A 12709-nucleotide genomic window follows, 5' to 3' on the forward strand; every position below is an offset into this window, starting at 1 on the left:
CCGTCGCCAGATCACGACCGTGCCCGTACCGCACCCAGCTCAACGACGTGTCCGTCAGCAGCGGATCCGTCTTCAGCACCGCACCCGCACCCGCACCACCCAGCGCGATCAGCGAGACGCCCAGCACCCCGAGCAGGATCGTCCGGACGGGGATGCCGGTCGGCTCGGGAGGCGTGCTGACAGCAGCACCCGGTGCGAGGGGCACCGCGCTGGTACGGGGGAGGGACGGGGTCGACGCCATCGCCGGTCATCATCACACACGGACGGCTCGCACCTCCGCGTGAACGGGAAAACCGCGTCAGACGACCGCGGGCTTCGGCCGTCGGGCCACGGCCAGCGCCACGACGACCGCGAGGCCGAACCAGACGTAGGCGTTGCCGATCACCTGCTGCCACCACGCCCAGTTCCGCTCGACGTCGTTGTCGTTGGGGAACAGCCAGTGCGTGCCGATCAGGAAGATGAGGACGCCGGGCACGGCGAACCACCAGAACCCCTTGGCGCGGCGCAGGGCGGGCAGCGCGAACAGCGTGAGCGCCGGGGCGATCCAGATCCAGTGGTGCCCCCACGACACCGGCGACACGAGCAGACCGGCGACCGCGACGACCAGGAACGCGGCCACGTCGTCGTTCGCGGCGCGCGCCTTCGCGGCGGCGACCACGGCGAGGACGACGACCACCAGGCTCAGCAGCACCCAGACCGCGACCTGCGGCGTGCCGTCGAGGCCCAGCCGGGCCACGAGCCCGCGCAGCGACTGGTTGGCCGTGTAGGTCAGCCTGCCGACGCGGCCGGGGTCGAGCAGCGCGTGGAACCAGAACTGGCGGGCGTCGGTGGGCATGATCGCGAAGCCGATGGCGCCGAACAGCAGGAACGACACGAACGCCGTGATCGCGGGCCGCCACTGCTTGGCGGCGATGAAGAACAGCACGAACACCGCGGGCGTCAGCTTGATGGCGGCGGCCAGGCCGATGAGCGTGCCGCGCGGGAGGCGGGTGCGCGCGAGCAGGCAGTCCAGCAGCACGAGGACGGCCAGCAGCAGGTTGATCTGGCCGAACGCCAGCGTCTCGCGCACCGGGTCGAAGACCGAGCTGACGGCGGCGGCGCCGAGACCGTAGCGGACGGCCAGCGGACCACGCCCGCACACGCGGACCGCGGCGATCAGGCAGATCGAGGTGAGCGCGACGAGGTTCAGCAGCGCGATGGTGAAGATGGCCGCGGGCAGCGGCACGGCCGCCAGCGGGCTGAACAGGACCACCGCGATGGGCGGGTAGGTGAACGGCAGGTCGGGGCCGCCCATCGACGACCCGAAGTGGTCGATGTAGATCGGCAGGCCTTCGAGCCACGCTCCCCCGCCGTTGCGGTAGACGCGCAGGTCGAGCGACCAGTCGAACGGGCGCGTCATCACGTGGACGAGCGTCCCGACCATCACCACCAGCCACGCGGCGGCGACCGCGAGCGTCGGTTTGTCCGACCGGACCGCGTACCCGGCATCCGCGACCATCGAACAACCACCCCCGCACGTCGAGCGCCCCGAACGGCGCGGGCCCGATGGTAGTCAGCACGCGATGAGGGCCAACTCACGACCTTCGACTAGTGCCGGACCTCGCACGTTTACGTAGTGTGGTGACTTGTGCGCGGACAGTGGAAGTTGACGGCCAATCTTCCCGATTGGGCGCACAAAGGCGCACGCACAGGATACTCTGTGCGCATGAGTCCTGCGCTGGAGACGGTGCTGGCCAAGGCCGGCCTACAGGTCACGCCCACCGAATTCCTCACCCTGGTCGAAGAGGCCGCCAAGCGGCTCGCTCCTCCTCACCCGGAGCCTGCGAGCTACTTCACGCCGGACCAGCGGGAGGTGCTGACGGAGGTGGGTCTCGACCTCGGTCCGCTCACCGCGGCGGACGCACAACCCAGAGCGCGCACGGTCGTCGCGCTCGCCGTGCTGCGCGACTCCGCGCTCACCGTCGCCGAGGCGGCCCACCAGTTGCAGGTCGACACCAGCCGCATCCGCCACCGCTTGGGCGTGGGCAGGCTCGTCGGGTGGAAGGACAAGGGCAGCTGGCGCCTCCCCGCGTGGCAGTTCGCGGGCACCGGCGTGCTCCCCGGCCTGGAGACGGTGCTGGCCACCGTGGCCCAGGACCAGCCCGCCCTGGTCGTGGCCGCCTTCATGACCACCGCGCAGGAGGACCTGCTGGTGGACGGCACCCCGACCACTCCGCGCGAATGGCTGCTGGCAGGCGGCGACCCACGTCGCGTGGCAGACCTGGCGGGAATGCTCGGCACCCCCGTCTGACCCACGTCCCCTAGCCACCTGGATCCGCATGTCACGGCTCCCCCAGCCGCCCGCTCCCGCCGTGCTTCAGGCAATACTGCGCCGAACGGAAGACGTGGTGGCGGTGCACCGGGCAACCCGCTTGGTGCGCGTCTTCACCGCAAAGGGACAACACCCCCAACGGTGGAACACGTTCCGCTACACGGGCCCCCTGCCCCACGCGCGCTTCGACACACAACCACCAACCCCGGACGGAGCACCGGCGGTAGCGCAAGAACACGGAGTCCTGTACTTCGGCCTCACCGTGAGAACGAGCATCGCAGAAGTCTTCCAAGCGACATCGGTGGTGGACAGAAGAACCAGAAGCCCTTTTCTGGTATCGCTGAGACCAAGAAGAACACTGCGACTGCTGGACCTCACCGGCCTGTGGCCAACCAGGGTAGGCGCCTCACAAGAATTGAGCAGCGGCCCAAAACACCTGACACAGGCCTGGGCGAGAGCGATCAGAGCAGCACACCCGGAACTGGACGGCCTCTGGTACAGATCATCGATGGACTCCGGCGACCCAGCGGTCTGCCTGTGGGACCCACCAGGAGCAACCTGCCTACCAGCATCACCGGACGTACTACTACCACTGGACCACCCAGGCCTGGACCTACCACTGGCCAGGGTGTGCGAAGAACTCAACTACACGCTACTTGGGTAAAACCACTCAAACCAACAAAGGCGACACAGGGCTTTCCCTAGAGCAAGGCCGATTTTACTCGGGGGATTTGACCCTTGCACCAGTAGATCGGGCAGGTTGACACCACCTGCCCTTGAGCCCGATCAAAGGGTCAAATCGAGGGGTCCCCTAGTCACATCGGCCGCCCCAGCCGGGACTCGCAGTTGCCCTATCCGGTGGAACTAGCAGTTACCCGTTCCCGCCAACCCCACACGCTCAACTACGCCGAACAGCAGCGGCAGAGCGCCGCCGGGGCGCCGACAGGAACCGCGCGTACCTCACCTCAGGCAGTTCCTGGTCCCCGAGTTCGTACCGGTGCACCACACCGTCGTGCCGCCACCCGTGGGCCTCGTAGAACTCCCGACTGGGCGCGTTCTCCTGGAACACCCACAGCACCGCGTACCGGAACCGGTGCTCGATCAGGTGCCGAACGGCGGCCTCGTGCACCTCGTGCCCGGCCCCGGTCCCCTTGAACCGCGGATCCGCGTAGATGGCGGTCATCTCCCCGGTGTGCAGGTCGGGGTGGGCGTCGCCCACCTCCCGCACGGCGTCCACGGCGCAGTAGGCCCCGATCGCCCCGTCGTCGGACACGGACACGAACACCGCCGAGGGCTCGGGCAGCGCCAGCACGCGCGTCCACCCCGGCAACCTGCTCTCGGGCAGCATCCGGTCCAGGACGGGATCGGCGACGATGCCCCGGTACGCGTGCTGCCAGGCGGCCACGTTGATCCTGGCGATCTCCGTGGCGTCCTCCGGGCGCGCCGTCCGGACGGTCCACTGCATGGAGGCAGCGTGCCGCACGAACGCCGCCACCGCTAGACATTGAGATATCCCGCCCACCGCTCAGGACGGAAACCCCCGAAAGTCGCACGTCCGGGTGGACCGCTCACCCCAGGTGCCTGGACCACCACTCCAGCACCGCGTCGAAGCGCTGACGGCGGTGCCTCGGCTTGCCGGAGCGGGTCAGCTCGTGGCCCTCACCGGGGAAGATCAGCATTTCCGCGTCGACGCCGTTGCGGCGCAGGGCCACGAACATGCGCTGCGCCTGCTCCAGCGGACAGCGCCAGTCGTGCTCCGAGTGGACCACCGCGAACGGCATGGTGATCTTCTCGGCGTAGGTCAGCGGGCTCATCGCGTGCTGCGTCGCCGGGTCGGCGCCGCAGTAGGCGTCGGCGAAGAACCAGCCGATGTCCGACGAGCCGCCGAAGGAGTCCCACGCGTTGACCGCGCGCTCGCTCCACGCGGCGCGGAAGCGCTCGCCGTGGTGCGCGGCCAGCCAACTGGTCATGAAGCCGCCGTAGGAGCCACCCATGACGCCCACCCGGTCGGCGTCTAGTTCGGGGCGTTCCAGCGCGGCGTCGAGGACGGCGAGGACGTCGTCCACGTCGACCGTGCCGAACGCGCCGACGACGGCCTGCCCGTGCTCCTGGCCGTAGCCCGCGGAGCCGCGCGGGTTCGGCAGGACGACCGCGTAGCCCGCGCTCGCGTAGACCTGCGCCTCGTCGAAGAAGCCCTGGCCGTGGTACATGAACGGGCCGCCGTGGACGGCGAGCAGGACCGGGTGCGGTCCTTCGCCGTCGGGGAGGACGAGGAAGCCGTGCGCCGGGTGGCCGTCGGAGGCGGTGCCGGTCAGCTCGACCGAGCGGCGCACGCCGGTCGCGCGCACCGGGGCGGCGAAGTCGGTGAGCACGCCGGTGCCGACGAGCTCGACCTCACCGGGGTTGTCCGAAGTGGACACGACGGCGGCGATGGAGTCGCCGTGGACGCTGAACGCCTTGACCTCGCCGCCCTGTCCGGCGAGCACCTCCAGGTCGGCGAGCACGGCACCGGACGCGTCCAGCGGCACGCGGCGCAGTTCGACGGCACCGCGGTTGCGGACGGCGACGACGACACCGGACTCGGTGGGGACGGGGGCGCCCGCCGCGCGCTCGCAGTCGACGGTCTCGACGTCGGTGAGCCTGCGAGGGCCCGACCCGGTGACCGCCCAGAGGCCCGCGTTGCGCGCGACGGAGTGGATGCCGGTGAACTCGCCGCCGTAGAAGTAGAGGGTGCCGTCCGGGCCGTAGGCGGGGAGCGCGGCGCTGCCCTCGGTGCGGACCAGCAGTTCGGGCTCGCCGCCGTCGGCCGCCACGGAGAACAGGTCGCTGTGCAGCGACTCCGGCGTGCCGAAGTCGCGGTCGGCGACGAACACGAGGCGGGTGCCGTCCGGGGTCCACGCGGGCTCGGCGACGGCGAACGCGCCGTCGGTCAGCTCGACCGGCTCCGCCTCGGGGTCGAGGGCGTCCAGGACGTGCAGCCTCAGCTCGCGGTCGCCGAGGAAGCCGACGTCGTCGACGCGGTAGTCGAGCCGGGTGATGCGGCGCGGCGCCTCGGCGTCCGGGGTCGGGGCGTCCTCGCCCTCGACGGCGGACGTGCCGTAGCGGCCGGCTTCGGGGATGCGCGCGGTGAACGCGATCCGCCGCGAGTCCGGGGCCCACACGGGCACGCCCGCGCCCAGCGGCAGGTCGGTGACGCGGCGCGGTTCGCCGCCCTCGGTGGGCAGCACGTGCACCTGGGGCGCGGCGGCCTTGCCGGTGCCGGAGCTGCGGAGGAACGCCACCCAGCGGCCGTCCGGCGACACGCGGGGGGCGAAGTCGCGGTCCCCCCACGTCCAGCGCACGGGGTCGCCGCCGTCGAGCGGGACGCGGTGCAGGCCGCCCCGGTAGGCGTTCGCGGCCAGGTCAGGGCTCGTCACGGTGACCAGGAGCAGGTCGCCGTGCAGCGCGAGCGGGCCGGGCACGGACAGCAGTTTCAGGTCATCGGGGCGCACGATGGAGCACGTTACCCCACTATTCTTAGCAAGGCTCACGAGATTTATTGACGATCACACAGGATTGCGGTGCCATGACTCGGATCGTGTTCGCAGGTGGCAAGGTGTTCGACGGCTCCGGCGCGTCCGCGCAGCCCGGTGACGTGGTGGTCGAGGGCGACCGGGTCGTGGAGGTCGGCACGGGACTGGACGGCGACGAGGTCGTGGACGCGACCGGCCACACCGTCCTGCCCGGTCTCTTCGACTGCCACACGCACTTCATGTTCAGCGACATCGACACGGTCAAGGCGCTGAACACCCCGTTCTCGCTGCCGTTCTACCAGGCCATCGGCAACATGCGCGCGACGCTGGAGTGCGGCATCACGTCCGTGCGCGACGCGCTGGGCTCCGACCTGGGTGTGGCGACCGCCGTGCGCACCGGCCTGGTCGCCGGACCGAGGATGCAGATCGCCATCAGCATGGTCTCGCAGACCGGCGGGCACGGTGACGACTGGATGCCGTGCGGCGTCCACGGCTCGGTGACGCACCCCGGCGCGCCGCACGGCGTCGGCGACGGCCCGGAGGAGCTGCGGCGGATCGTCCGCGAACTCGTGCGCGCGGGCGCCGACGTCATCAAGATCGCGACCAGCGGCGGTGTGCTGTCCCCGCGCTCGAACCCGCGGCTCGGCCAGTTCCGCGACGAGGAGGTCGCGATGGTCGTCGCCGAGGCGGCCGCGGCGGGCATCTTCGTCATGTCGCACGCCCAGGCCACCGACGGCATCAAGGTCGCCGCGCGCAACGGCGTCCGCTCGGTCGAGCACGGCGTGTTCCTCGACCAGGAGGCGGTCGAGCTGATGCTGGAGCACGGCACGTGGCTGGTGCCGACGCTGACCGCGCCGCGGGCGGTGCTCAAGCAGATCGCCGACGGGATGGCGGTGTCCGACCAGATCCGCGACAAGGCGATCAGCGTGGCCGCGCGGCACGACGAGTCGATGCGGATGGCCGTCGAGGCGGGCGTGAAGATCGCGATGGGCTCGGACTCCGGCGTCGGCCCGCACGGCGACAACCTGGAGGAGCTGCCGCTGATGGTCGCGTGTGGACTCACCCCGGCGCAGGCGCTGCACGCCGCGACCCGGTCCGCCGCGCGACTGCTCGGTGTGGACGGTGAGCTGGGCACGCTGGAACCCGGCAAGAGGGCGGACGTGGTGCTGGTGCGCGGTGACGCGGAGGAGCTGGCCGCCCGCAGCGGCGCGGAGTTCCGCCGGGCCGTCAGCGGCGTGTGGATGGACGGCGCGCGGGTCGTGTGAAGCGGGGAACCGTGGGTGTTCCGGGGATCCCCTGAACACCCACGGCTCCTCGGGGCGTCAGAGCGAGGAGCCCACGTGCTTCGCGGCCTCGGGGTGGCGCTTCACCTTGATGAGGCTGGCGATCGTGGTGATGGCCAGCACTCCGACGATCACGCCGAGCGAGAGTTCGATGCCGATCGTCGGCACCGGCAGGCCCTCGCCGTCGTTGATGAACGAGAACGTGTTGGTGTGCAGGGCTTCCAGGATCAGCTTCACGCCGATGAACCCGAGGATGACCGACAGGCCGACCGACAGGTACACGAGCTTGCTGAGCAGGCCGCCGAGCAGGAAGTACAGCTGCCGCAGGCCCATCAGGGCGAAGGCGTTGGCGGCGAAGACGAGGAACGGCTCCTTGGTGAGGCCGAAGATCGCCGGGATCGAGTCGAGGGCGAACAGCAGGTCGGTGGTGCCGATCGCGACGATCACGATGAACATCGGGGTCACGAAGCGCTTGCCGTCGATGCGGATGAACGACTTGGACTCGTGGTACTCGTCGGTGACCGGGAAGACCTTCCGCACCAGGCGCAGCGCGGTGTTCTCCTTGAAGTCCTCCTCCTCCTCGTCGTGGTTCGTCCTCGCCAGGTTGTAGGCGGTGTAGATGAGGAACGCGCCGAAGATGTAGAAGACCCAGCTGAACTGCGCGATGACCGCCGCGCCGACCGCGATGAAGATGCCGCGCATCACCAGGGCCATCAGGATGCCGATCAGCAGGACCCGGTGCTGGTGGATCGACGGCACCTTGAACGTGGTCATGATGATCAGGAAGATGAAGAGGTTGTCGACGCTCAGCGAGTACTCGGTGATGTACCCGGCGAAGAACTCCGTGGCGGGCTGACTTCCCGCGAAGATCCAGAGCCCGGCTCCGAAGGCGATGGCCACGGCGACGTAGAACGCCACCCAGCGACCCGCTTCGCCGATGGTGACCTCGTGCGGTTTGCGGTCGACGATCACGAGGTCAACCGCCAGGAGGACGAGGAGACCGGCGATCGTGGCGATCCACAGCCACGCGGGAACTACCATTATTCCAAACCTCCGGACAGGCGCACGCCAATGCCCGGAGGTCTCCTCCACCAGGCGTTCGTGCTGCCCGGCCAACGGCACCGGGTGCTCTTCAGGTCGAGCACCGTGCTGACGACACCGCTGCGTTGGGAGTACTCCCCTCCACGCTCGTCCTGAAGTGTGTCCCACCAGGGGCACCCCGCGCCACCCGGGGTGACCAGACGCACCCGTTGCGCCCGATTTCACCCGAACGACGACCTGCTTCTTCCACCAGCCGAAATGACGGGGGATGCTGAGACACCCGCCCCACACCTTCAGCCCGTTCTCAGCAAACCTCCAATAAGGTCAACAACGTGTCCCACCTCTCCCGCCTCCGCGGCAGGTGGTCTCTCCCCATCGCGATCCTGGTGCTCGTCCTCATCGGCGGCACCGTGTTCTGGACGCGATCGGAAGACGCCCCTCCGCCGGTGAGCACCCGTGACGCGGTGATCGACGTTCCGGAAAGTCCGGGTAGCTCCCAGACGATCCAGATCGACACCACGCTGTACCTGCCCGCCCAGACGCCCGCGCCCGCCGTCCTGCTCCCGCACGGTTTCGGCGGCAGCAAGGCCAGCGTGTCCGCCCAGGCCACCGAACTGGCCCAGCGCGGGTTCGTCGTACTGGCCTACTCCGCGCGCGGCTTCGGCCGCAGCCAAGGCAAGATCGCGCTCAACTCCCTCGACTACGAGGTCAAGGACGCCCAGAAGCTGCTCGACTGGCTGGCCACCCGCGAGGAGGTGCAGACCGACGGCCCCGGCGACCCCAAGGTCGGCGTGACCGGCGGCTCCTACGGCGGCTCGCTGTCGCTGATGCTCGCCGGTGTCGACGAGCGCGTGGACACGCTCGCGCCGGTCATCACCTACAACGACCTGTCGCAGGCCCTGCTGCCGAACTCCGGCGCCGCGCAGACGCCCTCCGGGACGACACCCGCCGCCGGTTCCTTCGGTGACGACGGCGTGTTCAAGCGGTCGTGGGCGGGCATCTTCTTCTCCGCGGGCCTGTCCGGCGCCGACGGCACCAACCCCGGTCGCGAGGCTCCCGAGCCCGGCCAGGAGGACGACGACCCTGTCGGCAACGCCGCCTCGGCGGCGGGCTCCGTGGCCGCGCAGGGCCGCCAGCCCGGCTCGGCCACCCCGCAGGCCCCGGACGCGTGCGGCCGCTTCACCCCCGAGGTGTGCGCCGCCTACACGGAGGTCGCCACCACGGGCAAGGCGAGCCCCACCACGCTGAAGCTGCTGCGCGACGTCTCCCCCGTGTCCGTCACGGGGAACATCACGCAGCCGACCCTGATCGTGCAGGGCGAGCAGGACACCCTGTTCGGCCTCGACCAGGCCGACGCGAACGCGCGCCAGATCAGCGCGGCGGGCGGCAAGGTCAAGGTCGTCTGGTACGCGGGCGGCCACGACGGCGGCAGCCCCGGCGCGTCGCTGCGCGGCCAGATCGCCGACTGGATGGCGTTCCACCTCCAGGGCAAGGGCACCGACCCCGGCACCGGCTTCGAGTACGCGGTGCAGGGCGCGTTCCGCACCAACGGCACCTCGTCGCTGCGGACGGTGACCACCGACGGCTACCCCGGTCTCACCGGTGGCGGCGAGACCCAGCGGACCGCGCTGCCCCTGGAGGGCCGCGAGCAGGTCGTGGTCAACCCCGCGGGCGGCAACCCGGCCGCGGTGAGCAGCCTGCCGGGCTTCGGCGCGGTGCTCAGCGGCTCGAACTCGCTGTCGAGCAGGCTGTCGATCGACCTGCCGGGCCAGGCGGCCGTGTTCAGCTCCGAGCAGCTCACCTCGCAGGTGCTGGTCGCGGGCTCCCCCACGGTGAAGCTGAAGGTCGCGGGAGTGCCCGGCCAGCCGGTGCCCCCCGAGGGCGCCGTCCTGTTCGTGAAGTTCTACGACGCCGACGCGAACGGCAACCGGACGCTGCCCGGCGCGGCCGTGGCACCGGTCCGGATCGCGTCGCTGCCCGCCGACGGCAGCCCCGTCGAGGTGTCGGTGTCGCTCGCGGGCTTCGTGCGGCCGGTCGAGAGCAACCACCGCGTGCAGCTGGTCGTGGCGACCACGGACCAGTCGTACGCGAACAGCGAGACGCCCGCCGCGTACCGGATCTCGTTGGCGGACAACAACATCCAGCTTCCGGTGGTGCCGGGGGCCAACGTGGTGGCGGCGACGTCGACCACCGCCCTGTGGGGCATCGGCATCGTGCTGCTGGCGTTCGTCGCGGTCGGCGTCGTGGCCGCGTTCCGGCGCAGGCTCGCCGCGGACGTCGACCCCGACCTGCTCACCGTGCCGCTGGTCATCGAGAACCTGACCAAGTCCTACCCCGGCAAGCTCACCGCCGTGAAGGACCTGTCCTTCCGGGTCGAGCACGGCCAGGTGCTGGGCCTGCTCGGGCCGAACGGCGCGGGCAAGACCACCACGCTGCGGATGCTGATGGGCCTGATCCACCCGACCGAGGGCGGCATCAGGGTGTTCGGCCACAAGGTGACCCCCGGCGCGCCCGTGCTGTCGCGCATCGGGTCGTTCGTCGAGGGCGCGGGCTTCCTGCCGCACCTGTCCGGCACCGCGAACCTGCACCTGTACTGGGCGGCCACCGGCCGACCGGTCGAGCAGGCGCACTTCGAGGAGGCCCTGGAGATCGCGGGCCTCGGCAACGCCGTGAACCGCAAGGTCCGCACGTACAGCCAGGGCATGCGGCAGCGGCTGGCCATCGCCCAGGCGATGCTCGGCCTGCCGGACCTGCTCGTGCTGGACGAGCCGACCAACGGTCTCGACCCGCCCCAGATCCACCAGATGCGCGACGTGCTGCGCCGCTACGCGGCGGCGGGCCGGACGGTGCTGGTCTCCAGCCACCTGCTGGCCGAGGTCGAGCAGACCTGCTCGCACGTCGTGGTGATGCACAAGGGCCAGCTCGTGGCCGCCGGACTGGTCGAGGACATCGCGCAGGGCGGTGGCGAGGCCACGTTCAAGGTCGACGAGCCGGTGCAGGCCGCGACCGTGCTGCGGGGTCTCGACGGCGTGCACGACGTGCACGTCGACGGTGACCTCGTGCACGCGGGCCTCAACGGCACGCCCCGCGCGGTCGCGCTGGGCGAACTGGTCAAGGCCGGGATCATGGTCGACCAGGTGGGCCCGCGCCGCAGGCTGGAGGACGCGTTCCTGGAACTCGTCGGAGAGGGGAGTTCGGCGTGAGCGAGCAAGAACTCGGCGCGAGCGGCGTGCACACCGACTCCGCCGCGATCGACGACCTGACCACGGCCGTCGCGAGCGAGGTGAACGCGGTCGCGCCGGACGGCTCGACCGTCGGCTACCGGGCCCGCAAGACGCTGCCGCTGCGGGTGGAGCTGATCCGCCAGCTGCGGCGGCGCCGGACCCAGCTCGTGCTGGCGTTCCTGGTGCTGCTGCCGGTGATCCTCGTGGTCTCGTTCGAGCTGGGCGAGGCGTCGCCGAACCGCCGCTCCGGCGGGTTCGTCGACCTCGCCACGGCCAGCGGCGTGAACTTCGTGCTGCTGACGCTGTTCGTGACGAGCAGCTTCCTGCTGCCGATGGTCGTGGCGCTGTTCTTCGGCGACACGATCGCCAGCGAGGCGTCGTGGTCCAGCCTGAAGTACCTGCTGGCCGCGCCGATCCCGCGACACCGGCTGCTGCGCCGCAAGGCCATCTCGTCGGGCCTGCTGTCGCTGTTCGCCCTGATCCTGCTGCCCGCCGTCGCGCTCGCCGTCGGCGTCGTCTGGTACGGCTCGGGCGAACTGGTCAGCCCCACCGGTGAGGCCGCGTCGTTCGGCGACGGCGTCACCGCCCTGGTGCTGGCGGTCGGCTACATCGCGCTGCACCTGTTCTGGGTCGCGGGCCTGGCGCTGTTCCTGTCCGTCGCCACCGACGCGCCGCTCGGCGCCGTCGGCGGCGCGGTGCTGGCGTCGATCCTGTCGCAGATCCTCGACCAGATCACCGCGCTCGGCGACCTGCGGCAGTACCTGCCGACGCACTACGCGCTGTCGTGGGCGGACCTGCTGTCGACGGACATCGACTGGACCGAGATGACCAAGGGCGCGTTCTCGGCGCTGGTGTACGGCGGGCTGTTCACGCTGCTGGCCGCCCGCCGGTTCACCACGAAGGACGTCACCAGCTAGTACACCGAGCCGACCGGCCTAGTGCACGCAGAACTCGTTCCCCTCGGGATCCTGGAGAACCGTGCACCGGCCGGTCGGCTCGTCCACCTCCGCGACGACCCTGGCCCCGGCGTCGACGAGCTTCGCCACGTGAGCCGCCTTGTCCGGTCCGGGGTTGACGTCGAGGTGCACCCGGTTCTTCGCCGTCTTGCCCTCGGGAACCCGCTGGATGTAGATCCGGGGGCCCTTCCCCTCCGGGTCGATCAAGGCCGTCTGGTCGTTCCACCGCTCCTCGGGCAGGTTGATCTTCCGCCCGAAGTCCTCCCAGGTCGTGAAGCCAGGAGGAGGCGGCTGGGGAACGTAGCCCGTGGCCAGCGCCCAGAACTCGGCGAGCTTGGCGGGGTCGTGCGCGTCGAACGCCACCTGGATGTCGAATGCCATG

Annotated in this window: 10 protein-coding genes and 1 pseudogene; 5 read left to right on the plus strand and 6 right to left on the minus strand. The window is 70.5% G+C overall.

The window, feature by feature from the left end; genetic code table 11:
* Positions 1–241, minus strand: a pseudogene (locus AC156L_RS21700) (polyprenol phosphomannose-dependent alpha 1,6 mannosyltransferase MptB); the annotation flags it as partial.
* A gap of 57 nt (positions 242–298) precedes the next feature.
* Positions 299–1498, minus strand: coding sequence for a glycosyltransferase 87 family protein (locus AC156L_RS21705; RefSeq protein ID WP_330878110.1), 1200 nt, complete (start codon positions 1496–1498; stop codon positions 299–301).
* A gap of 207 nt (positions 1499–1705) precedes the next feature.
* On the opposite strand from AC156L_RS21705, the gene AC156L_RS21710 reads away from it, so the two are divergent.
* Both AC156L_RS21710 and AC156L_RS21715 read left to right on the plus strand, forming a co-directional pair.
* Positions 1706–2290 (plus strand): DNA-binding protein, encoded by a 585-nt coding sequence (locus tag AC156L_RS21710; RefSeq protein ID WP_330878109.1) that lies wholly within the window; start codon positions 1706–1708, stop codon positions 2288–2290.
* 28 nt (positions 2291–2318) lie between these two features.
* Complete coding sequence (locus AC156L_RS21715) at positions 2319–2975, plus strand: RES family NAD+ phosphorylase (protein ID WP_330878108.1); 657 nt, start codon at positions 2319–2321, stop codon at positions 2973–2975.
* Positions 2976–3209: 234 nt separating this feature from the next.
* Here AC156L_RS21715 and AC156L_RS21720 read toward each other — a convergent pair whose 3' ends face one another.
* Complete coding sequence (locus tag AC156L_RS21720) at positions 3210–3776, minus strand: GNAT family N-acetyltransferase (protein ID WP_330878107.1); 567 nt, start codon at positions 3774–3776, stop codon at positions 3210–3212.
* Positions 3777–3879: 103 nt separating this feature from the next.
* Positions 3880–5802 carry a S9 family peptidase gene (locus AC156L_RS21725; protein WP_330878106.1) on the minus strand — a complete coding sequence of 641 codons (1923 nt, stop codon included), beginning with the start codon at positions 5800–5802 and terminating at the stop codon, positions 3880–3882.
* Between the two features lie 74 nt (positions 5803–5876).
* Here AC156L_RS21725 and AC156L_RS21730 point away from each other — a divergent pair, with 74 nt between their 5' ends.
* Positions 5877–7088 (plus strand): metal-dependent hydrolase family protein, encoded by a 1212-nt coding sequence (locus tag AC156L_RS21730; protein ID WP_330878105.1) that lies wholly within the window; start codon positions 5877–5879, stop codon positions 7086–7088.
* Positions 7089–7145: 57 nt separating this feature from the next.
* On the opposite strand, the gene AC156L_RS21735 is transcribed toward AC156L_RS21730, so the two are convergent.
* Complete coding sequence (locus AC156L_RS21735) at positions 7146–8147, minus strand: TerC family protein (protein ID WP_330878104.1); 1002 nt, start codon at positions 8145–8147, stop codon at positions 7146–7148.
* 332 nt (positions 8148–8479) lie between these two features.
* Between AC156L_RS21735 and AC156L_RS21740 the strand changes: the two genes are divergently transcribed.
* A complete protein-coding gene (locus AC156L_RS21740) occupies positions 8480–11350 on the plus strand; it encodes an alpha/beta fold hydrolase (protein ID WP_330878103.1) in 2871 nt (956 codons plus the stop codon).
* Positions 11347–12288: an ABC transporter permease gene (locus tag AC156L_RS21745; protein ID WP_330878102.1), complete on the plus strand. Its 942-nt coding sequence runs from the start codon at positions 11347–11349 to the stop codon at positions 12286–12288. Before AC156L_RS21740 ends, AC156L_RS21745 begins: the two co-directional genes overlap by 4 nt.
* Positions 12289–12306: 18 nt before the next feature.
* On the opposite strand, the gene AC156L_RS21750 is transcribed toward AC156L_RS21745, so the two are convergent.
* On the minus strand, positions 12307–12708 hold the full coding sequence (locus tag AC156L_RS21750; protein WP_330878101.1) for a VOC family protein: 402 nt from the start codon (positions 12706–12708) through the stop codon (positions 12307–12309).
* Position 12709: the final 1 nt, after the last annotated feature.

Source organism: Umezawaea sp. (genome assembly GCF_057122925.1).

What these genes read in the sequence shown, in the direction of transcription:
- AC156L_RS21705 (WP_330878110.1), bottom strand. Translation starts at nt 1,498, where the DNA reads ATGGTCGCGGATGCCGGGTACGCGGTCCGGTCGGACAAACCGACGCTC.
- AC156L_RS21710 (WP_330878109.1), top strand. Translation starts at nt 1,706, where the DNA reads ATGAGTCCTGCGCTGGAGACGGTGCTGGCCAAGGCCGGCCTACAGGTC.
- AC156L_RS21715 (WP_330878108.1), top strand. Translation starts at nt 2,319, where the DNA reads ATGTCACGGCTCCCCCAGCCGCCCGCTCCCGCCGTGCTTCAGGCAATA.
- AC156L_RS21720 (WP_330878107.1), bottom strand. Translation starts at nt 3,776, where the DNA reads ATGCAGTGGACCGTCCGGACGGCGCGCCCGGAGGACGCCACGGAGATC.
- AC156L_RS21730 (WP_330878105.1), top strand. Translation starts at nt 5,877, where the DNA reads ATGACTCGGATCGTGTTCGCAGGTGGCAAGGTGTTCGACGGCTCCGGC.
- AC156L_RS21735 (WP_330878104.1), bottom strand. Translation starts at nt 8,147, where the DNA reads ATGGTAGTTCCCGCGTGGCTGTGGATCGCCACGATCGCCGGTCTCCTC.
- AC156L_RS21750 (WP_330878101.1), bottom strand. Translation starts at nt 12,708, where the DNA reads ATGGCATTCGACATCCAGGTGGCGTTCGACGCGCACGACCCCGCCAAG.